This is a genomic window from Saprospira grandis, assembly GCF_027594745.1.
Classification (GTDB): domain Bacteria; phylum Bacteroidota; class Bacteroidia; order Chitinophagales; family Saprospiraceae; genus Saprospira; species Saprospira grandis.
On the sequence record NZ_CP110854.1, the window covers coordinates 677508 to 700400 of the forward strand.

General features: G+C 47.5%; 15 protein-coding genes. 3 read left to right on the forward strand and 12 right to left on the reverse strand.

All coding sequences use genetic code 11. The features are described 5' to 3' along the window. Positions 1–37 precede the first annotated feature (37 nt). Positions 38–1306: a hypothetical protein gene (locus OP864_RS02640; protein WP_270099751.1), complete on the reverse strand. Its 1269-nt coding sequence runs from the start codon at positions 1304–1306 to the stop codon at positions 38–40. 40 nt (positions 1307–1346) lie between these two features. Continuing rightward, the gene (locus tag OP864_RS02645; RefSeq protein ID WP_270099752.1) at positions 1347–1934 is read right to left on the reverse strand and encodes an RNA polymerase sigma factor; all 588 of its coding nucleotides are present in this window, start codon (positions 1932–1934) and stop codon (positions 1347–1349) included. Positions 1935–2185: 251 nt separating this feature from the next. On the opposite strand from OP864_RS02645, the gene OP864_RS02650 reads away from it, so the two are divergent. Further along, positions 2186–2695: a hypothetical protein gene (locus tag OP864_RS02650; RefSeq protein WP_270099753.1), complete on the forward strand. Its 510-nt coding sequence runs from the start codon at positions 2186–2188 to the stop codon at positions 2693–2695. Between the two features lie 479 nt (positions 2696–3174). On the opposite strand, the gene OP864_RS02655 is transcribed toward OP864_RS02650, so the two are convergent. From OP864_RS02655 to OP864_RS02675, 5 genes are all read right to left on the reverse strand, one after another. Further along, the gene (locus OP864_RS02655) at positions 3175–10524 is read right to left on the reverse strand and encodes a T9SS type B sorting domain-containing protein (RefSeq protein WP_270099754.1); all 7350 of its coding nucleotides are present in this window, start codon (positions 10522–10524) and stop codon (positions 3175–3177) included. Between the two features lie 246 nt (positions 10525–10770). After that, positions 10771–11067 carry a hypothetical protein gene (locus OP864_RS02660; protein ID WP_014373715.1) on the reverse strand — a complete coding sequence of 99 codons (297 nt, stop codon included), beginning with the start codon at positions 11065–11067 and terminating at the stop codon, positions 10771–10773. Positions 11068–11138: 71 nt separating this feature from the next. After that, positions 11139–12212 carry a M56 family metallopeptidase gene (locus OP864_RS02665; RefSeq protein ID WP_270099755.1) on the reverse strand — a complete coding sequence of 358 codons (1074 nt, stop codon included), beginning with the start codon at positions 12210–12212 and terminating at the stop codon, positions 11139–11141. 9 nt (positions 12213–12221) lie between these two features. Beyond that, complete coding sequence (locus tag OP864_RS02670) at positions 12222–12590, reverse strand: BlaI/MecI/CopY family transcriptional regulator (protein ID WP_270099756.1); 369 nt, start codon at positions 12588–12590, stop codon at positions 12222–12224. Continuing rightward, positions 12511–12735 carry a hypothetical protein gene (locus OP864_RS02675; RefSeq protein ID WP_270099757.1) on the reverse strand — a complete coding sequence of 75 codons (225 nt, stop codon included), beginning with the start codon at positions 12733–12735 and terminating at the stop codon, positions 12511–12513. Before OP864_RS02675 ends, OP864_RS02670 begins: the two co-directional genes overlap by 80 nt. Between OP864_RS02675 and OP864_RS02680 the strand changes: the two genes are divergently transcribed. Then, on the forward strand, positions 12734–13285 hold the full coding sequence (locus tag OP864_RS02680; protein ID WP_270099758.1) for a glycoside hydrolase family 73 protein: 552 nt from the start codon (positions 12734–12736) through the stop codon (positions 13283–13285). The two genes, OP864_RS02675 and OP864_RS02680, sit on opposite strands and share 2 nt — an antisense overlap. 220 nt (positions 13286–13505) lie before the next feature. Here OP864_RS02680 and OP864_RS02685 read toward each other — a convergent pair whose 3' ends face one another. From OP864_RS02685 to lpdA, 3 genes are all read right to left on the reverse strand, one after another. Continuing rightward, positions 13506–15752: a prolyl oligopeptidase family serine peptidase gene (locus OP864_RS02685; RefSeq protein ID WP_270099759.1), complete on the reverse strand. Its 2247-nt coding sequence runs from the start codon at positions 15750–15752 to the stop codon at positions 13506–13508. A gap of 164 nt (positions 15753–15916) precedes the next feature. Continuing rightward, entirely contained in the window at positions 15917–16324 is a 408-nt protein-coding gene (locus tag OP864_RS02690; protein WP_270099760.1) for a DUF4332 domain-containing protein, read from the reverse strand. A gap of 273 nt (positions 16325–16597) precedes the next feature. Further along, positions 16598–18016 carry a dihydrolipoyl dehydrogenase gene (gene lpdA, locus OP864_RS02695; protein ID WP_270099761.1) on the reverse strand — a complete coding sequence of 473 codons (1419 nt, stop codon included), beginning with the start codon at positions 18014–18016 and terminating at the stop codon, positions 16598–16600. A 138-nt stretch (positions 18017–18154) separates the two neighbouring features. Between lpdA and OP864_RS02700 the strand changes: the two genes are divergently transcribed. Further along, complete coding sequence (locus OP864_RS02700; RefSeq protein ID WP_270099762.1) at positions 18155–18688, forward strand: GrpB family protein; 534 nt, start codon at positions 18155–18157, stop codon at positions 18686–18688. Positions 18689–18754: 66 nt separating this feature from the next. On the opposite strand, the gene rnr is transcribed toward OP864_RS02700, so the two are convergent. Both rnr and OP864_RS02710 read right to left on the reverse strand, forming a co-directional pair. Then, positions 18755–21715 (reverse strand): ribonuclease R, encoded by a 2961-nt coding sequence (gene rnr / locus OP864_RS02705; protein ID WP_270099763.1) that lies wholly within the window; start codon positions 21713–21715, stop codon positions 18755–18757. A 613-nt stretch (positions 21716–22328) separates the two neighbouring features. Next, positions 22329–22874, reverse strand: a complete 546-nt coding sequence (locus OP864_RS02710) for a hypothetical protein (protein ID WP_270099764.1) — start codon at positions 22872–22874, stop codon at positions 22329–22331. Positions 22875–22893: the final 19 nt, after the last annotated feature.

Here is a 22893-nt window from a genome sequence, read left to right on the forward strand (position 1 = left end):
AAAAGCCCTGAGGTTTAGTTAACCTCAGGGCTTGATTTTATTCTTTTAGCTTTAAATCTCGAATAGCTCGCACATTAGAGAGCCGGTTACGATGTTGTAAGTACTGTTGCTGTCCCGATTTTAGAAATCCTCGCTCCTGCAAGATAATTAGAGTATATCCTTGTAGGGAAGGCTGTAAAATAATTTTATTGGGTAGCTCGGTCTTATCGTTTTGTTCAAAGATAATTCGTTCGGTATCGAACTGGCTAAGCATATAGCGAGCGGGCAAGCGGCTATCATCTAGGGGGAGGTCTAAAAACACCTGTCTTAGGCCTTCATCATAAAAGATGCGCATACGTTCTTCAAAGATTTTGTCATCTCCTTTTTTCAATACGGCAATTCCTTCTATTACATTAGGGTTGAGTAATCGCCAGCGTTCTATAGAGGTTCCGGACTCTGGGGTTTGGTCTTCATACTCTCCTAGCAGCCATTCAAAGAGCTGAATACGAGGGTGAATTTTATGCTTTTGGGCTTTTTTTCTAGAGCGGCCCTTAGCTTGTTTTCTACGCAAGCCTCTTTTATTTTCCTTTTCTAATTGTTTTGGCTCGGCCTTAGCCATATTTTGCTCTTGCAAAGCCTCTATTTGGGGGGCTAGGCTAGGGTCGGCGGCTGGAGTTTTGGCATAATTTCTCTGAACAGTGGGGCTCATTTTGGGCAGGGGATAATCTGAAGCGATTACGGCCTCTTCTTGGACCAATAGGGGGGCCTCTTCTTCCAGTTCTACATCTGGGGTTAAGACCACGAGTTCATCGGTTGGCTGCTCCTTTAATTTGGTCAGTTCATTAAGGTCTTCCTCTGCCAATGGCTGAGGAGCTTTTTCTTGTGCTGCCTGTAAAATCTTCTCGGCCTGTTCTTTTTCTTGTGCTTCAAATTGGGCCTCTTGTTCTTTGGCATTCAAGGGAAGGGCCTCGCTTTCTACCTCTTCCTTAATTGCTTCGGCTAGCAGCCCTCGCTCAGAGGGTTCGGCCATCTTTTGGGCCATTTCTGGCCTTGCTTCTTGCTCAAAGAAGAGCGGGCTGGCCAGTAAGATAGCGGCCACAATAGATGCTGCTGCAAAATAAGGTACCAACTTGAGCATAGCCCCTCTAGGCCGAGCGGCAGATTTTGGAGAAATTTGCTCAAATCTGGGCAAGTCCTCCTGAGTACTACTGCCCTCGGGCCGGTCCAATTCCCCGCTAATGCGAGACCAGAGATCCTGGCTAGGCTGTTCGTCTAGCTTGTCGGCATTCTCCCGAAAGAGCTTAGAGATGTAATCCTCTCGACTCATAATTTAGTGTGTATAATAAGATGTTAATAATGGGATGATTCTATTCTGTGCCCCGGATTTGCCGGGCCGCTTCCACTAAAGTACGCATCTTCTTCTTGGCTAAAATCAATTGCGATTTTGAGGTATTGATACTAATCCCCAACATTTCTGCAATCTCTCGATGCTTATAGCCCTCTACCACATAAAGATTAAACACCGTTCTGTAGCCCGTAGGCAACTGCTCCAATAAGGCCAGAATTTCTCTGGCCGAAAGCTCGTCCTCTACGCTAATCTGTACCGCCTTGGCAGGCACTTCCGTAATTTCCACATGCTCGCTAAAGCGATACTTTTTACGCAAAAACATTAAGGCCTCATTGACCACAATTCTGCGAATCCAGCCCTCAAAGCTCCCCTGACCAGAGTACTTATCTATCTTTCTAAAAACCTTACAAAAGGCCTGCACTAAAACCTCCTCCGCATTTTCAGTGGTCTTTACATAGCGTCGACTCAAACCAAACATTTTGGCAGAGTAACGCTGGTAAACCCGCTCCTGTGCAAGGCGATTCCCCGCACGACATCCTTCAATGAGTTCCTCTTCGGTCACAGTTTTGGTGCTTTGATGTACAGAATAACTACGAGCTGCTGGCATAAGATGATGTTTTCTTTCTCTCTTATAGATGCAACTATCCAAAATTTAGGTGTCTCCCCTAATCAAAATTACTATTATTTTTGTCATTCTTCTATAGGTTGGCTTTCTTTTGCCTCTCTAGCCTCCCCCCTCAAAGCAAGAACAAAAGCCAAATGCCTAGCCTAGTTGTTTTTATTCGTCTGTTATAATAAGTAATAAAAAAAACCGACCTTTATATCCGAATTTCATTCTCCAACATAAATTTGCATTTTATGTCTATTATCACCACCGCCCAATATATTCTAGAAGACCTACAAACTGCTATCGAGCAACTTAGCGACGAGCAGTTTGCTAGCCCAAACAGCCTAATCAATGCTTCTGTAGGCCAACATAGCCGCCATATTATCGAGTTCTTCCAATGCCTAGAAGAGCAAGCTCCAGAAGGTAGCATCTGCTACGATTTGCGCCAACGCAAAACAGAAATCGAAACCTCTACTCAGGCCGCTAGCCTTGCTATCGATGGCATTCTCGCTTGGCTACAAACAGAGCCCCAAGAACAAAGCCTCCAACTATTAGTCGACCATAGCCTCGCTAAAGAGGAACAGGAAAAAAGCCCTATCCAAAGCTCTCTACACCGCGAAATTGCCTTTAATGTAGAACACGCTATCCACCATATGGCTATTTTTAAAATTAGCCTCAAGTATGCCTACCCCAATATCGAATTAGCCGAAACTTTTGGCTTAGCCCCCTCTACTTACCGCCACCAACAACGACAAAGTTAGTTGGCTTAGGCTCTTCCATATTATGTCCTCCAATGGTTTTTTACTAGTTGGAGGACTTTTTTTGGGGCCTGCCGCCTTCGGCGGCCGGGCCCTTGCGGGGCTCGCAAGCCTGCTCGGCCCTGCAGCCCTGCGGGCTTGGGTCTGGCCTGCGGCCACCCCTACAGGCCCCTAGGCCAACCCTCCCCTACTGCTCAGCTACAAGCCGCTTCGCGCCTTCAAGCTTCGCAGGCTCGCGCCAAGCGCGCCCGGCCGGCGGCTGGCGGCGGCCATTTCCTTCTCTGCACCTGAGCTAATCTAACCCTCAATATATTCCATTTCAGGCCTAGTCCTCCCCTACGCCGCCCCCGCCTGGGGGCTGGGCTCCTTTGGCCTGCGGCCAAAGCGCCCAGCATTACGATGCCCCCCTCCGGGGCGCATCCCCATAAAAAAAGGGCTGTCGGAAAATCCGACAGCCCCTTACTTACATTATCAACTCAGCACTAACGAAGCAAATTCACCGCCCCGTTAATCACTGCCGTCTCTCCATCAATATAGAGCACTTCAGCATACCAAGCATAAGCCCCAGAATTCATTGGCTTGCCCTTAAAGCTACCATCCCAACCCTGTTGAGGATCATTAGGATCAAGGTCTACACCTTCATACACCAACTCGCCCCAGCGGTCATACACTCTAAACACCAAAATCTGTTCTACCTTCTCATCGCCCTGAATAAAGAAGCGGTCATTATTCCCGTCATTATTCGGCGTAAAGGCCGTAGGTGCAGCGGCATTTCTAGGCTTCTCCATCTTCACCACAATCGAGCTATCCTGCATACAGCCAGAAGCATTCATGGCCGTAAACTGATAAATGCCCGACTCATAAGGCGTAATATCCATCATTAGACTACTATCTAGCAATGCCCCAGAGTTAATCTCGGTCCACCACCAGCTCGCTGCAGTCGTATCATTCAAATCCGCAAAAAGCGTCAAGGTATCGCCATACTCTAGCACATACTCCACTTCACCCGAATCTAAGGCCGGACCAAAACTCGTGATAAAGAAGGGATCTGCCGCTTCTACCGTCACCAAAGTATCAAAGAGACAACCATTGTTATCTTGGACATACAAAGGATAAATCCCTGCTTCCAAGCCCACAAAGAGGTCCCCCCCCTGGAACGTCAAGCTATCTAGACTATAAGTATAGCCACCCAACAAAGTCGATCCGCCCGTTCCATCCAACTGAATGCTTCCGTTCGCATCGCCCACACAGGCTACGCCTGTGATATTGAGGTTGCCAATACCTACTTCCGTCGGATTCACCAAGCTAATGCTTGTATCTACCTTACAGCCGTTAGCATCTTCCACATTAAGCGTATAGTTGCCTGCCGCTATGCTATCCAAACTAGGCGTTAGCGCCCCATTGGACCATAGATAACTATAAGGCGCTGTTCCACCAGCTACCGTAGAGCCCAAAGCTCCTGTACTGTTGTTGTAGCAATCCACCGCGCGAACTTGGTTCAAGCTCAACTCTAGTTCCGCAGGCTGACCCACTTGGTAGCTAAAGCTATCCACACAACCACTAATCGATTGGACCACCACGCCATATTGGCCAGCAGCTACAGCCGTAATGCTTGTGCCCACAACTCCATTGCTCCAGTAACTGGCCTGCAAAGGCTCATTCGAGTTCGTAATGCTAATCGAACCCGTAGAGGCTCCATAACAATCTACATCATCAATCGCTACCGTAATGCTCAAGGCCAAGGCCTCACCCACTACTGCCGTATCTACCTGCGTACAGCCATTAAGGTCGGTTACACTTACATAATAAGTACCTGCAGAAAGACCAGTCGCTACATTCGTCGTCTGACCCAAAGGATCTGACCACTGATAACTCAAGGTTCCTATTCCGCCTGAAGCCATCACCTGAGCGCTTCCGTCTGCGCTGCCACTACAGCTAGCATCTGTTACATTCACAATTTGGCTCGTGATTCCTGAGCTTTCATTTACCGTTGCCGTACGGACCAGAGAACAGCCGTTAGCATCTGTAATCGTCACGCTATAGCTACCTACTGTCAAGTTCGAGTTCACATCGCTGCTCGCTCCATTCGACCAAGCATAAGTATAGTCTCCATTGCTGTTTGGCGTTCCACCACTCACAATAGCCGTAATTTGACCAGAGGCCCCACCAAAGCAAAGCGCATCCGCAGTATTTAGGGTTGCCACTAGCTCACTAGCGGGTTCCGTCACTATAATCTGACTGTTGGTCACACAACCATTGGCATCCGTTACGCTGACCACATAAGTCCCTGCGGCCAAACCGCTAATACTTTGGCCCGTCATTCCGTTGGACCAAGCAAAGCTGTAAGGTAGGGTTCCGCCACTCAAGAAGACCGTGGCCGTTCCATCGGCTCCCCCTTTACAGTTCACCGCCGTCATTCGAATCGTATCGACGACTAGTGCCGCAGGTTCTACCATATTGACATCCAAGGTCGTGCTACAGCCATTCGCATCTGTTGCCGTTACTGTATTTATGCCAGCGCCTAGGCTTGTTGCCGTCGCACTAGTCTCGCCATTGGGCCAGAGATAAGTATAAGGAGCATTCCCTCCGCTAGCCACTACTGTTGCCGTTCCATCTTGATCGCCATTACAGCTAGGGTTACTGCTCGATACAAAGCTCAATACTACAGGATCTGGATTTTGTAGCAAAACTTGTGCTGTTACAGAACAGCCTTGACTATCTACCACCACCACAGAGTAAGCGCCTGGCGCTAGGTTCATTGCAGTAGCTGTAGTTTGTCCATCAGACCAAAGGTAAGTATAAGGGGCGGTTCCACCGGTGGGAACGGCCGTAGCGCTACCGCTATTCGCTCCAGCACAGGCGGCTGTATTTGTCGTAATCGTTGTGCTCAACAAGCTAGGCTCGCCAATCACAATACTTTCTACGAGCTGACAAGCATTGGCATCGGTTACCGTTACGCTATGCGTTCCTGCCGATAGCCCTACTGCGGTCGCCGTTCCTTGGCCATCTGACCAGAAGTAAGTATAAGGCATTGTTCCACCTTGTACGCTTACCGTAGCATTACCATCTGTACTTCCGTTACAGCTAGGTTCATTGGCGCTCATGCTAGCCGTTAGGGCGGCGGGCTCTTCTACTTCTGTAGTAGATACCATATCACAACCATTGGCATCGGTGACCGTCACCTCATAAGTACCGGCCATTAGGCCCGTAATAGTGGTGCCCGTCATACCATTATCCCAGTTGTAGCTATAAGGAGGCGTTCCACCGCTAGCGCTTACGCTAGCCGTTCCATCGCTTCCGCCTGCACAAGATACATCCGTATCGCTTAGGCTCAACTGAATGGCCGTAGGCTCCGTAATCGTTACCGAAATGGGCAATACACAGTTGTTTCCATCTCGGACCTCTACCGTGTAGGTCCCTGCGCAGAGCCCCGTAAAGTTATTATTGCTGCTAAACACATTGCCTGTTTGACCAGGACCTAAAATGCGGTATTCATAGCCATTTACGCCCAAAGTACCCGTTCCAGATACGGCGGTAGCGATAATTTGGCCATCGCAATCATTGGCACAGAATACATTCACTTGCTGGATCGTCGCATCCAAAGGTACTGGATCGGCTAAACTGATGCTATCAATAGCGGTACAGCCAGAAGCATCCGTTACCGTTACGGCATAAGTCCCTGCTGCCAAGTTGCTAGCAATTGTACCGTTTTGAGCTTGGGCGCCAGACCAGGCATAAGTATAAGGGGCAATGCCACCACTAGCCGTAACCTGAGCCGCTCCATCTGCTGCACCGGGGCAGCTAATTGCTGCGCCGTTATAGTTCGAGTATTGTTGAACATTGAGAATAATCTCAGCAGGTTGGCCAATAGTAATCGTATTACTAGCAGAACAACCTCGGCTATCTGTAGCCGTAAGCGTATAAGTTCCGGCTCCTACATTGCTAAGGTCTTCAGTAAGTTCTCCATTAGACCAAACATAGCTATAGTTAGGCGTACCGCCCTGAGCATCGGCATCAATATTAGCATCTTCTTCACCAAAGCAACCTGCATCATTTGATCCAAGGAAGTTAACTTGAACTGCAGTAGCAGGCTCCCCAATCAAAGCATTATCTGTAATTGTACAGCCATTGAGATCGGTTACCGTTAGGCGGTAAGTACCAGCCGTCAAGTTATTGTTAATAGCTAAACCACTATTACTAGGCGACCAGCTATATACATAAGGAGCAGTACCTCCGGCCACTGTTGCCGTTGCTTGTCCATCATTACCAAAGCGACAACTTACAGAGTCTGTAGCCACGCTAAGTTGTAAAGGAGTGGGGCTGCTTACCTGAGCGCTATCTATATAGACACATGCATTTGCATCAGTTACAGTTACATAATACTGTTGTGCAGACAAGCCAGTAGCTGTTTGTGTCGTCTGGCCATTTGACCAGTTATAGCTATAGCCGGCGGTTCCGCCAGTAGCATTCACAGTAAGTTCGCCATCTGTATTATAAGAACAACTAATGCTATTCGCTATAAAGGTGGCGCTGATCGCTGTAGGCTCTGTAATCTGAATGCAAGTATCATGAAAACAACCATTCACATCAGTCACGGTCACACAAATAGGACCAGCAGCTAAGCCAGTAGCTGTTTGTGTCGTTTGGCCATCGGCCCAAAGGTAAGTATAAGGTGCAGATCCATTGGCTGGCGTAATCGTAGCCGTAGCATCATTTCCACCTTGGCAAGAAACCATATTAGTGCTTGCGGTAGAAGTAATCACAACTCCATTATTCACCACAATGCTATCAACAAGTTGACAGCCATTGTCATCTGTTACCGTTACGGTATAAGTTGCTGCTGCTAAGTTAGTAGCTGTAGCTGTAGTTTGAGCATTGGGATCATTCCAGAGATAGGTATAAGGGGCTGTACCATCCGCAACAGTTACGGTGGTGCTACCGCTAGCTTGGCCAAAACAAGCAGCATCTACTGCACTGAGGCTAGCAGAAAGTGCTGCAGCAGGCTCATTCACCACAACAGAATTTGTATACAAACAAGCATTAGCATCTGTAACACTAACTGTATAAGTTCCTGCCGTCAAGTTATTGGCGGTAGGTGTATTCTGAGCATTGGGATCACTCCAGAGATAAGTATAAGGAGCAACTCCACCAGTAACTACAGCAGAAGCAGATCCATCTGAACCAGCAAAACAATTGACGTCGGTATTACTCATGGTAATGGTTACAGCGGTAGGCTCTGAAATGACTACTTGATCCGTTACACTACAGCTATTAGCGTCTGTAATCGTTACATTATAGGTTCCAGCAATAAGATTTGTTGCTGTTGCTGTTGTTTGGTTCAATCCATCATCCCAGCTATAGCTATAGGGAGTGGTTCCACCTTGTGGAGTTGTCGTTGCTTCCCCATCGTTGCCCGTATTACAGCTAACATCTTGGCCCGTTGAAGTAGTAGACAAAGCTGTAGGCTCTCCGATAGTTACGGTAGTACTCACGCCACAAGCCAAACTAGCATCAGTTACTTCAAAAGTATAAGTACCAGCGGCTAGTCCTGAAAAACTCGGACTAGGCTGTGCAGTACCTAGAGTTGGTGCTGTTTGTTGGAAACTCAAGCTTCCAATATCATTACTTACTGAAAAATCTACGCTACCATCTGCAAAGCCGTTACAGCTTGCATCTGTTTGGTTATTTACAGTAAGAATAAGCGGACAACTTAGGCTTGTACAAGTAATAGAATCAATAGGGTTGGGACAAATTCCTGTACCGCCCAAAGCCCGCACATAAATATGTACCGAAGTACTAGGGGCCAGCCCATTTACCGTATGGCTAAGCGTTCCTGTTGGGCTGATCCAAGTTAGGCCAGAGTCTAGGCTGACCTCATAGCCAGTAGCAGAAGCCACTGCGGCCCAATCAAATGTAATATCATTAGCGGTTGTGTTTCCACAGCTTAAGGTTGGAGCAGCAAGAGAGCTACCCACCTCAATGCGAATAGAATCTACATAGGTACAGCCCACAGCATCCGTTAAGGTCACACTATAATCTGAGCTTACGGTTGGTCCAGCAGCAGGGTTGGCGCAGGTCGTACAGCTCAAATTGGGTCCAGACCAAAGGTAGGTATTACTAGCCGATGAGGGCGCAAAATGAATAGACCAGTTATTGATTGTTCCAGCAGCGCCCAGTGCATTATGCGATACGGCCAGAGACCAGGTTCCATTACTTGCTCCTAGGTTGAGGTTAGAGAAGGGTTCTTCTGGACTAAGATCAGCATCGGCAGGAATAACCGTAAATGGTCCCGCATAAGCAGTTACAGGGGTGGCTGCTGTAGGATAAAAACAAACATTGGTATAAGCCCCCGTGTTAATTCCTCCATTACCACTAGATAGGTCAATGCTATCTCCTGCTGGAGAGACCAAAGTCAAGTTAATATTAGAAGTAGGGTTGTTGGTAATATCCACACAAACAGAGTCGATACTTCCACTAGTTAGCGTGAGGGGCGAAACGCCAGCCACTGTAATATCAGAGCGGACATAGCCGCCAAAGTTAAGCCCTACGCTATTTGGGTTGCTAAATACAGAAGGCGTCATTGTGGCCCCAGGTAAATTAGCAGAAAGATAAGTTGAGTCGCCATTACAAACCGTATCGGGAGCGGCTGTAATTAGGGTGGCCCCTGTATCGCAGCAAACAATCACGGTTTGTAGGTCTGTTCCTACACAGCCATCGCCACTATCCCAATTGTAGCTAATGGCGTGTGAGCCACCGCCAGCGGCAGCGGGGTCCCAGCTAGCCGTACCGTTTCCATTATCAGACACTCCTGGCCCAGAAAAAGTACCTGTACCTTCAGGCGTACCTAAGTTAATAACGGTACATCCAGCTCCACCGTTGAGGGTAGTATTTGAGATAATTGTATTGGAGCCTGACATTCGGATTTCGTTAATAAATGTTCCGCTGCTGGCCAAATCGCACCACTCCATAGAATAAGAAGTAGCTGGATCTAGGTACTCGATAGTTGCTTGGAATTGGCTATTGCTAGGCAATTGGCCTTGATAGTTCCCCCCTGTATTAGAAGGCCCCCAATAGGCAATGATATTCCCCGTTGCATTGGGTCCATCATATACGCGCAAAATATTCTGCGTAGCAGAAAAAGCGTCGGTAATGATATCAAAATAGAAGCCGGGGGTAATTCCGAGATTGCCTGGAGATGCGCTAGTGGGATCTGCAGTTAATGTCACTGCACTACCCGTACAATCATAAGGACTGTTAGCCGTCAGGTCATTAAACTGAACAGGAGCACAGGGCAAAAGGATACTACAATCTGTAGATCCTGTTCCCCCTGTTTGGTTTGCCGAAATTTGGGTAGGTTGATTTGAGAAGTTGGTAATCAACAGAATGTATACATCTCCCGAGGCAGCATTGTTAATAGTTACTGTTTCAAAGGCATTGGCCGAGTAGCTACAGGACTCAATAGCGCTCCCGGCGCCCCCATTACCGAGGTTGCCACATTGGCCCAAGGCGGTGCCCAAGTTGTTAAATGGTCCATAGAGGATAAAATCAACATCTACGGAGTTAGTATTGACCAAATCAATAATTAGGTTACCGGGCTGATCAATTTGCAGGTAATACCAGGCGGGGTTAGGCTGAGAGCCTAGGCATCCGTAGTTATTGCCGGCTGGGGCGGCGGGTTGGTTGGTCCCTGCAGGGAAGGTAATCCCCGAGCCAGAACAAAAGGGCTCTGAGGCTGCACATGTGGCGCCTTGAGCCGAGGCTGCTGCTGGCATAAGCAGCAGAGCCAAAAGTGGTAAAAGGAAAAATCGAGTCATCTGCTGGTAGGATAGCATAGATTTTAGCTTGATTTAAGAGGCTATAGCCTCTAAGCGATAAAAAAAAGCGCTAGGCGCTTGATTTGTGGGGGATAATATACGGTTCTACAGGCCCCGAAGGGGCCGCAGGCTTAGGGATGGATAGCAGTGGCCCGAAGGGCCAGACCGAAGCGCAAAGCGCTGAAGGGCCGAGCGAACAGCGAGCTGCGACAGAGCCCGCCCCCGAAGGAACTGAGGGGGAAGCCCCTCCTCCTTCTGCATCTCCTATTTAGTCGCCTTGTTTTGTTTGGCTAGGCGGGCTCTTTCTTCATTTTCTAGAGCTAGCGCTTTTTTGCGGCGAGCGAGGGCGGCCTCATATTTGGCCACCGTACCGTCGGCAATGCGGGCTGGATTTTGTTTAGCCTGCGCCAGTTCTTTTTCTAGGCGATTTACTTCCTCTGCATTCGTAGGCAGTTGGCGAACATTCGTGCTAATTTTTGGGCCAGTTTGTTGTTGAGCCTGAGCCGAATGCCCCATAAAAAGCGCTAAAACGACGAAGGCAGAAGCAAATATATTTTTCATTTAACTGTAGTTTGATTGATCTTAAAACGTATGCATTGGCTATTCTGCTGTATGTCCTTATATAACGTAGACTAGCCGTTTTCTGTATTTTTGAGCGGCAAAAACTGTTCTTTTTTTATGCTTGTTGGATTTTCTAACTGCCGATGTAGCGGGAAATAAAGGCTAACGGAAAGCAGAAAAAGCCCTGATAATAAACAGATTTGCAAGAGTTGAAACTGCTTTTTTGTACAGCCTTTTGGAGCAGCCTGAAAAAGTAGTGCCTCTAAACGTCTTTGCAATTTTTTCTTAGCCAAAAAGAAGGCCAAAGCCTGACCTTTTTGCTGAAAGGCGGTCATCTTGAGGAGCATTTCGGCATAATTTCGGCGGCTGGGCAGCCGCTGAGCAGCATAATCATCGGCCAAAAGCTCGTTGATTTCCAAGAGTTCTTTGCGAAAAACGTAGTAGAGCGGATGCCAAAACCAAAAAACTTGCAGCAGGCCCAGAAAATATCCGGCCCAACTGTCTCGGCCCTTGAGGTGGCCCAACTCATGATAAAAAGCGGCCTCTTGCTCGGCCGCAGTAAGGCGATCTAGGGCCGGCGACCATAAAATGTAGTGCCGCAACAGGCTAAATGTGCTGAAAGGATAGATCTTGTAGCCCTTGGGGTAAAGCATCTGATAAGACAGATTTTCTAGCTGTCGATCTTCGGCATAAGATTCTCTTCGCAGCCAAAGCAGGCCCCCAAAACGCCATAAAAAACGCAGTAAAAAGTAGCTGGCAAAAAGCAAAAACAGCCATTCTAAGGCCCAGCGCAGCTCCATCATACGGTCATAATAGGGGTTGGGCTGAAAATCGACCATGGCGGCCTTTTGCTTAATTTCGCAATGGCAAACGCCCTCGCTATTATTGGCCGATTTATAACAAGACAACAACTGCGGATCCTCAATATCTACCTGGTTCCAGCCCTCATAACTCTCATAATCAATCCATGTCTTCTCAAAATGATGCTCCAAAGAAGGCATGAGCGTAGGCAAAAGCAAGGCCGCCAACAAAAAGGTCCAAATAAATAATTTTCGATTCTGCCAAGATAATTGCTTCCTTAAGGCCCAATAAAAGAGCGCCCCTGCAGCCAAAAGTAGCGCAGAAAGTAGTAGAAAAATTAGCATAAGCAGATTTTATCGGTCCAATAATTTTTTGAGCTCTTCTAGCTCCGCTTCCGTCATCGTTTCCTGATCAATCAAGGCAGAAAGCAAGGACTGCACAGAACCCGAAAAGACTTTCTCCACGGCATTTTCCAAAAAGTCTTGCTGATAAGTTTCCTTAGACACCAAGGGGTAGTACTGATGACTCCGCCCCTTTTCCATATGCCCAATGTACTTTTTCTTGTCTTGCAAAATGCGCACTATTGTAGAAACGGTATTATAGGCCGGTTTGCTGGCCTCGGGCCAATGCGCCAAGATATCTTTAATATAGGCCCGCTCCAATTTCCATAAAATATCCATCACCTTTAGCTCCAAAGGCGTGAGCATAATTTTCTTTTCCATAAGCTTTAGTTATTTTTCTGCCCAAAAATAAGGCTTTTTCTGCTTTGCCTAAAAGTTCAACGCTAAAGACCACAATATTTAGCCCAAAGGAACGTCTTAAAGCCCGAAAAGTCACTTTTTTATCCTCAAAAACAAAAGTTTTCATGTACGCATCCTTCTCGCGCCTCTTGGCCCTTTGCCTAGTCCTCAGTCTTTCGGCCTGCCATCTTCTCGAAATGCCCAACAACAATAGCAGCAACAATTCGAGTAGTGGTAGCGCCACAGCCACCGCCTCGGCCTATATAGAACGCTTCAAACCCATTGCTATTGCCGAAATGAAGCGAACGGGCGTGCCCGCTAGCATCAAAATGGCCCAAGCGATCCTAGAATCTGGCTACGGCCGTAGCGAACTGGCCAAAAAGGCCAATAATCACTTCGGAATCAAATGCGGCAGCGGCTGGACCGGTAAAACCTATAAACTCCGCTCCAAAAATGCCTGCTTTAGAGCCTACAGCAGCGCCGAAGAAAGCTTTAGACAACATTCTGACTTCCTCCGAAATGGAAGCCGTTATGCCGATCTTTTCAAACTCAAAACTACCGATTATAAGGGCTGGGCCAAAGGCCTCCGAAAAGCCGGCTATGCCACTTCTTCCTCCTACCCGAGCAAACTAATCGAACTCATCGAAAGATACAGACTCCACCAATATGACCAATAATTAGCTCTTTTTTTAGCCTTTGGGGCCTCCGCAGCAAAGCTGCGGCGCTACGTTTCAGGGCTCGCTCTTCGCTCGGCCCTTCGCAGGCAAAGCCTGCTCGGTCTGGCCTAACGGCCACCCTTGCACATCGCTAGGCCATAAAAAGGCGGACAAGCCGCCCAAAAACAGCAAAAAGCCAGCAGCTCTAGAGCTGCTGGCTTTTTACTGCCCACTAATCAGGCTAATCCATCAAATTGAACTGCATAAAGGCCAATTTATCTACAATTTCCTCTATCCGCTGAGCGGTGGGCTTGCCCGCTCCATGTCCCGCCGAACGGTCAATGCGTAGCAAAGCGGGCGCATTGCCCTGGGCATTGGCCTGAAGGGCCGCCGCAAATTTAAAGGAGTGTGCAGGCACTACTCGGTCATCATGGTCGGCGGTCATGACCATAGTGGCCGGGTACTTTTGGGCCTTAACATTATGTACCGGAGAATAAGCGTATAGATTCTTAAACTGATTTTTATCGCTGCTCAAGCCATAATCTGCCGCCCAAAAACGACCAATGGTAAACTCCTGATAACGGAGCATATCCAAAACGCCCACAATGGGGAACGCCACCTTGAACAAATCTGGACGCTGCGTCATGCAAGCCCCAACCAATAGTCCCCCATTAGAACGGCCCTCTATGGCCAATTTATCGGGATTGGTATAGCCCTCCTTGACCAAATACTCGGCTGCTTGAATAAAGTCATTAAATACATTTTGCTTATTTAGCTGCGTTCCCGCCTGATGCCAATCTTTACCATACTCTCCTCCTCCTCGGATATTGGCCACGGCAAAAATACCGCCCGCTTCCAATAAAGGAATGCGCTCTAGGGCAAAAGAAGGCATAATGCTAATATTAAAGCCACCATAACCATAGAGCAAAGTAGGGCGTTTGCCATCTGCTTTTAGGCCCTTTTTATGGGTAATGAACATGGGAATGCGAACCGTTTCTTTTCCGTTTTTATAGGTATAAAACACCTGTCGCGTTACAAAGTCTTGGGGATTAAAGGCCAATTTGGGGGCCTGCCAAGTTTCGCTTTTTCGGCTTTTGAGCTCAAAAGTACAAGCGGTTGTCGGAATTGTAAAGGCGCTGACGCTATAGCTACCACCTTGGCCATTGGGGAAAGCCCGCAAGCTATTAATATCTACCGGGCTATCGCTACCCAAAACCTTGGGCAAATGCAAACGGCCCTTATATTCGCCCTTAGCATCATATACCCGCAATTGGTTGCGCACATCTTTGATGTAGTTGGCCACAAACTGATCGCCTAGCATAATGACCGACTCTAGCGCTTCTTTTTGCTCGGGCAAAATAGAGCGCCAATTTTTCTCTTCGGCCTGCTTGAGGTCAATTTCTAGCAATTGGTAATTGGGCGCTTTATAATTGGTCTTAAAATATAGGCGGCTACCCTTATTATTGACCAAGCTATAATCGTAGTCAAAATTACTGACCAAGATCTCAATGCCCGCATCTTTCTGCTTAAGGTTTTTGTAATAAATTCCGTTGCCACTAGTGCTAGCCGTACTATAAATGAGGAGATAATTTTCATCCTCGGTCACTTCTGGGCTAAAATTGTAATTCGGATGGCTTCTATCGGCAAAGATGAGTTCATCATCTGCTTGTTTTTGGCCCAAACGGTGATAATATAGCTGATGAAACTCATTTTTGCGGCTATATTTATCCTCTGCTTCATTGGCATCATAGCGACTATAGAAAAAGCCATTCTCAAACCAGCTCACATTAGAGTAGCGCACCCAATTGACCTCATCGGCCAATACTTTTTTGGTTTTTAGGTCCATCACCTTGATCGTTCGCCAATCGGAGCCCGACTCACTGATGGCATAGGATAAATAGCGGCCATCTTTAGAAAACCAAAGGCCCATCAAAGAAACAGAACCATCTTTAGAGAGGGTATTGGGGTCTAGGACCAATTCTTCTTTGAGGGGGCTCAAACTAGCCGATCGATAGAGCGGCGACTGATTTTGCAGGCCTGTATTTTTGGTATAATAATAATAGCCACCTTCCTTTCTGGGCGCCGAATAGCGGTTATAGTTCCAGATTTTTTCTAGGCGATCTTTGAGGGCTTCTCGGCCGGGTAGGGCATCTAGATAATTGCGGCTCAACTTTTCTTGTTTGGCCACCCAGGCTTCTACTTTGGGGTCGGTATCTTTTTCGAGCCAGCGGTAAGGGTCGGCTACTTTTTGGCCAAAATAGTCATCGCTTTGGTTGCCCTTTTCTGTTTTGGGATAAACCAGCTGCAATTTATCGGGATGAATCAGTTGTTCTGCCTCTGATGTTTTTGAAGCCGTTTCTGTTGTATTCTCTGTTGTTTCTTTTGTTTCGATGGGCTCAAAAGTCCGTTTAGGGGCGGAAGGCTGGCAAGCCTGCAGGCCCATGAGGCCCAAAACGGCTAGTGAAAGGGTTATTTTTTTGGCTTTCATTTTATCGGTTTTATGTAGGGAAACTGTTTTTACTCAAATGTCTTTATAAGGTATAAAAATGCTGTTATTTTTTTGGCCTCTGGCTCATTTTTTCTGCATTCAATAAAAAACCGATAGCAGCTTTATGCTACTATCGGCTAATGATTATTTTGGGCCGGCTTGGCCTAATAGCTCATTTTAGGTTCTAACTCTTTGGCTTGAGCGATAAAATCTTCTACTTGTTCTAGGCGGGGGACCGCTCTGGTGAGTTTTTTCTCGGCATTGACCTCGGCCATTTTTTGTTGTAGGTTTTCGGCCTTGCGGGTCCGTAATTCTTTGATGGTATCTACGCCGGCGGCTTTGAGCAGTTCGGCAAATTGGCTAGCTACGCCTTTGATGCGGAACATATCGGCCATGCCGGCCCAGGCCAGAATGCGTTTTTTATCGATGCCTGACTTATCGGCTAGTTCTTGGCGGCCTTTTGGGGTACAGGCGGCATCTAGTAGGCCTTCTACTGTGCTGATTCCCGCTTCGGCTAATTTTTCTTGGTATTTAGGACCAATTCCTTCGATAGCAGATACTTTAGTTGCCATACTCATTGTAATTTGGAGATTATAAAATGATCATCCCTAAAGCTAAGTTTTTTTGTTTAGGGCACAAAAAAGCCACCCTCCTTTTTGAGGAGAGTGGCTATATCTTTACCGCTCATTTTGGCGTCCTACAGGCCCGAAGGGCCGCAGGCCTAGCGATGTGCAAGGGTGGCCGTAGGCCAGACCGAAGCGCTTTAGCGCTGAAGGGCCGAGCGAACAGCGAGCCCTGAAACGTAGCGCCTGCCGAAGGCAGGAGGCCCCAAAACAAGAACTATTTTATAGGTGAATGACTTCATCATAGGCGGCGGCGGCGGCTTCCATCACGGCCTCAGACATCGTGGGGTGAGGGTGAACGGTTTTGACCAGCTCCATGCCTGTAGTTTCTAGTTTGCGGACGGCCACCAGTTCGGCCACCATTTCGGTTACATTGGCGCCTACCATGTGGCCACCGAGCAACTCGCCATATTTCTTATCAAAAATTAGTTTGACAAAACCGGCATTATCGCCAGAGGCGCTTGCTTTTCCAGAAGCCGAGAAGGGGAACTTACCGATGCGCAGCTCGTAGCCAGCGGCTTTAGCTTGCTCCTCCGTCATGCCGACAGAAGCGACCTCGGGCCAGCAGTAGGTACAGGCGGGAATATTGTCATAATCGATTGCTTGAGGGGCGTGCTCAAACTTACCCTCCTTATAGGCGATAGCTTCTACACAAGTGATTCCCTCGGCGCTAGCGACATGGGCCAAAGCCTGAGTTTCTAGTACATCGCCGATTGCATAAATGCCGGCAACATTGGTCGCATAGACCTCATTGACCTCGATATGGCCGGCTTTGGTTGTTTTAATGCCTAGATTGGCCAGACCGATATTCTCGGTATTGGGGCTTACGCCTACAGCAGAAAGGACCACATCAACGGTGACTTTTTCTACTTTTCCTGTTTTATTGTGTTGGATTTCCACCTCACAGCCTCCATTGGCCAAAGGAGTGACCTTTTGTACGGCGGCTTTGGTTTTAATCTTCATTTTGGCCTTTTTGTAGACCTTAGTAATTTCCTTAGAAACATCTACATCTTCGCGGGGAAGGATATTATCTAGATACTCGACCACGGTAACTTGAGTGCCCATGCTATTGTAGAAATAGGCGAACTCCATACCGATAGCGCCAGAGCCCACCACCAACATACTTTTGGGTTGTTTGGCTAGAGTCATCGCCTCGCGGTAGCCAATGACGTGCTTACCGTCGATGGGTAAATTGGGGAGCTGACGGGCGCGTGCACCAGTAGCCACAATAATATGTTTGGCCGAATAGGTTTTCTTTTGGCCATTTTCCTCGCTTACTTCTAGTTTTTTGCCGGGCAACAACTTGCCCTCGCCCATAAGGACCGTAATTTTATTCTTTTTCATCAAGAAATTGACGCCACCACTCATTTTTTGAGCTACTCCACGGCTGCGCTCTACCACAGCAGAGAAATCACTTTTGGCCTCACTTACCTGAATGCCATAATCAGCAGCATGCTGAATATAATTGAATACCTGTGCACTTTTGAGCAGTGCTTTAGTGGGAATACATCCCCAATTGAGACAAATACCACCAAGGGCTTCCCGCTCTACAACAGCTACTTTATAACCTAATTGAGAGGCCCGAATGGCCGTTACGTATCCGCCAGGGCCGCTGCCCAAAACAATGATATCAAAATCCATATTGAAGCATAGTTTTAGTTAAACAGAAAGGATGATCTTTCTGGCAACAAAGGTACAGGTTTTAGTTTAAAAACAAAGCCTGTTTTAAGAAGAGCATAATTGTCTAGATGCCTACCTTTACATTTAAAACAATAGTCTATGAACATCAGAACGATTGAAGTTTGTCCTTATCAGGAGGACTGGCCCCAGGCCTTTGCCAAAGAGAAAGCGGCTATTTTGAGTGTTTTGCCCAAAAATATGCGGCTCCAAATTCATCATATTGGGAGTACTTCTGTGCCCGGTTTATCGGCTAAACCCATTATTGATTTATTGATGGAAGTAGATAGCTTAGAAGAGCTAGACCGACTAGCCCCAAAGCTAGAACAGCTCGGTTATTTGGTCAAAGGAGAGTTTGGTATTCCGGGCCGCCGCTACTTCCAAAAGGGAGAAATAGAGCGCAGTCATCAGCTACATGCTTTTGTGTTAAACTCCTATGGGGCCAAGCGGCATTTGGCTTTTCGGGACTACCTTCGGCAGTTTGCGGAACATCGGCAGGCCTATGCGGCCATAAAACTGCAGGGTGCTCGTTTGTATCGTTTTGATCCAGCTGCTTATGTGGCCCATAAAAATGATTTTATTCAGCTACATGAGCAAAAAGCCTTGGCTTGGGCCGATGCGCAGCAAAACAACTAGTTGATATAAGAAGAAAGCCGCCTACACAATTGTGTAGGCGGCTTTTCTATGCTACTTAGCTTTGGCTTATGGCTTTTCTAGGGCCCAGTTCCAAGCTTCTTTTTTTGCTTTTTTGTTGTAGCTCGTACTCAAGCTAGGGAAGAAAGCAAAACGTAGTTTTTTATTGGCTAGGGGCATATAGCCTCTAAAGATGCGGATCTCTCTTTTGCCAGAAGTTACAGTGAGTTCTTCTAGTCCTCGAATCAAGCCATTTTTGACCAAATAATTCTTTAGGCGGGCCGAGAAACAAAGCACTTGTTCGGCCTGCAAATAAGACATCCAGTCAAAGAAGAAGGCCTGGCAGCGCATGAGGTCTGCTGTGCTGATATTTGTTTCTTTATCGGTATAGAATGGACAATAAGCCGTATCCGTCAATTGGTCCAAAGAGAAGTTGGGAATATAAGCCTTTAGCTCGGGCATAATCTTGGCCCATTTCTCCTGATCGAATTCGCCATCGGGAGCGGTCATTTGTGCGGGATACTCCTGCCCTTCTTCGGCTAGCCAAGCATATTGCAAAAGAACGGTTCCTTTGCGGTGAATAGTAGAACTGGCTAGTTGGTAGGTCCAATTGCGTTCTGCTTCTGCATTTTCCTGGCAAATATCGCTACTACCAAAGGTTTCGGCTAAGCGAACATAGAGCTCGTCTAAATCGGTACGGCGAACCGCTTCAATCTCGACCACTTCATTTTTGCCTTCTTCTAGTTTGGGGCGCAAATCTTCCTCGCTCAAGTTCAGTTCGGCAATGGCCTCTTCTGCGCGGACCATTTGGAAATCCACCTGGCGTTTTTCTAAATTGGTGCTCGCTACCCGCACCCAAATGGGGTCTCCCATTTTGAAGCGCTCTGAAGAAGAGTGAATATGGAAACGGTCTTCTTCTAGCACAAATTGATCGTACATATTTTCAAAGCGGAGCATCCCTTCACAGAAATTCTCGTCTAGGGCGACAAAAATACCGTATTCGGTCATGCCCGTGATATGGCCCTGAAAAACCTGGCCCAAACGGCCCTGTAAATATTCGGTTTGTTTGTACTTGATCGACTCTCTTTCGGCATCCATGGCATTACGCTCCTTTTTGGAGATATGTCCACAGATTTCTTCTAATTTCTCTGAGGTATAAGGCGGCTTTTCGTTCATTAAGAAATGCTGCAAATTTCTATGCACCAATACATCCGCATAACGGCGAATAGGTGAAGTGAAATGCGAGTAATCTTCAAAGCCTAGACCGTAGTGCCCAATATTTTGGGTAGAATAAGCAGCCTTTGACATGGTGCGGATGCCCAACTGATGCAAGACGGCATGCTCGGGTTTGCCCTCAGCGGCTTTCAGCATCTTATTAAAGGCGCCAGCTACTTGCTCCACATCCTGAATCTTTAGGCGGTAGCCCAATTGAGCAGCAAATTTTCCAAAACCATTGACCTTCTCCATATCGGGCAGATCGTGAATACGGTAAACAAAAGGAATTTCTTTGCCTCCATTGCGGTAGATGTTCATAATCTTGGCCCCTACGCGGCGGTTGGCCAATAGCATAAAGTCCTCGACCAACATATGGGCATCTTTGCGATGCTTGAGATAAACATCTACGGGTTTGCCATCTTCATCTAGTTTGAAGCGTACTTCTGGCGACTCAAAACTGATGGCTCCTTTCTTAAAGCGAGCTTTGCGCAAAATATGCGCATAGCGATTGAGGATGCGCAGCTCTTGGCTGTAGGGTCCTTCTGCCCCATCCAAAATTTCTTGGGCCTCTTCATAAGCAAAGCGCTGGTCCGAATGGATAACCGTTTTGCCAAACCACTCTTCTACCACATGGCCTTTGGCGTTGAGCTCAAAAAGGGCCGAAAAAGTCAGTTTATCTTCATGCGGGCGCAAAGAGCAAACCCCATTAGATAACTTTTCGGGGAGCATAGGTAAAACGCGATCGACCAGATAGACAGAGGTGGTCCGCTTGGCGGCTTCTTTATCTAATGCACTTCCCTTGGCCACATAATAAGTTACATCGGCAATATGGATACCGATACGATAATTGCCATTATCCAGCATTTCTACCGAAAGGGCATCATCAAAGTCCTTAGCCGTAGCGGGGTCAATGGTAAAAGTAGGAATTTGGCGAAGATCTAGGCGCTTTTGGATTTCCGATTCGGGAATTTCCAGTGGAATAGCTTCTGATTCGGCCATAACTTCTTCTGGAAAATCGAGTTCGAAGCCCTGTTTAATCAGGATAGACTTCATTTCGATATCATTGCCGCCGGCTTTGCCCAAAACGGTTGTAATAACGCCCTTGGGGTTATCATTGCTATTGGGTTTGGGCCATTCGGTAATATGCACCACTACCTTATCATCACTTTGGCCCTCCATCAGGCTGTTTCGGTCCACAATAATATCCATAGGGACCGTATTTTCATCGGGAATAACGAAGCAAAAGCGCTTAGAAACGACTAGGGTACCGATAAAGGTTTCTCGGTTGCGTTTTAGGATCTTCACCACTCGGCCCTCGGGTTTCCCACGGCGAGAGAGTCGCCATTTTAGCTGCACCAAATCGCCTTTGAGGGCACCTTCCAATGCCCCTTGAGGGACAAAAACATCTCGGTCCAGTTCTGCATCATCGGGAACAATATAGGCTGCGCCTGAGCGGGTGGGATCTACGGTTCCGGTAGTCATTTGCCAATTAGATCCTTTTTTGCGATTATCTCGGTTATTTCGTTCCGACTGTCCTTGGCCATTGCGGTCATTTTCCACCAATCGTTGTTGGTAAAAGCGGTCGATACGGTAGCGGTTGCCCCTAGCCAGCGGATAAATTACGCCTTCTTCTTTCAGGCTATCTAGGGCCGACTGCACGGCATCTGAGCTATTGGCAATAGGTAATTTTCTAACAATATCTTTCACGCCCAGGCGGGCCTTATGGTCATTGATAAAGAGTTTAGCAATTTGGCTTTTCAGCTCTCCAGCGCTTAATTGCGTCTTGCGCTTCGATTTATTTTTTTTATGTGCCATATTTTTTTGTTTAGTGCTGCTCTTGGGGCCCTGGCGGGGCCATATTTAGAAAACAGAGCAGTTGGGCGGCCTGCCTTTGCAAGCCTATATTGATTAAATCGGGCTGCCTCAATTTTCGGAGGCCTTATACCCAGTTTGTGCTAGTCTTTTTTTTGCGTTCTATTGGACTAGTCTTTTTATGATTGATTTGGGGCTGCCCCTTCGCTTCGCTCGGGTCGGGCTGTGCCGCAGCTCGCTGTTCGCTCGGCCCTGCAGCCCGTTGGGCTTTGGTCTGCCGCCTTTGGCGGCCCTGCTATCCATCCCTCAGCCGTTAGGCCCTGCGGGCCTTTTGGGGGCATTCGTTAAAAGCGCTTTAGCTTATGTTAAGTTCGGTTTGGGGGGATATTATTTGGTTTTTGGGGGTTGTTTTTGTCTTCTTTGGGTTTGGGGCTAGGCGTTTTGGGGGAATTGGCCCAGCGCTGCGGAGCGGGTGGCCCGCAGGGCCAGACCGAGTCCTTTTGCTGCAAAGCAGCAAAAGGCGAAGGGCCGAGCAGGCTTGCGAGCCCCGCAGCATAGCGGCGGCCGACCTAGGCGCAGCCTAGCCGGCCGCGGGCCCCAAAAAAATTAAAAAAGATTATACATCTTCTAGAATTTCTCCATCTAGGGTAATTTGCAAGCGTTTGCTTTGCCTAGTATTTTCTTTGAGCAGTTGGCCTTGGGCGTCGATATGGCCCTCTACTCTTTGGATGCTCCAATCTTTGGCGACGGTGCAGACCATTTGTTTGATGCCATCTTCTAGGTAAAGTGTTCCGGCCAAAATTTTATGATCAATAATGTGGCCAGCGAGTGAAAAAGTGGCTAAAAAGTAGGCGCTACCTTCCAAAGAAGCCTGCCAATAGACCAGGCCTAAGAACTTTTCGCTTTGAGCCAGGCAGAAGCAGGGCATAAATTCGGTAAACTCGTCTAGTTCTTCGCCATACTCCAGCACAAACTCGTACATCCAGGCTGCATTCAGGGGTTCATGTGCTTCTGAGATGAGCTTTTCGGTATCGGAGCTAATGCTTAGAGGAAGTTCTACGGGCGGAAAAAAGTTCAAAAAATCTTCAAAACGCAGCTTTTCTTTCTTTTTGGGGATAATTGGGCTGGTTGTTCCTTGGAATCCCTCTTGATGTAAAAGCATTTTTTGCATCTAGGTACTA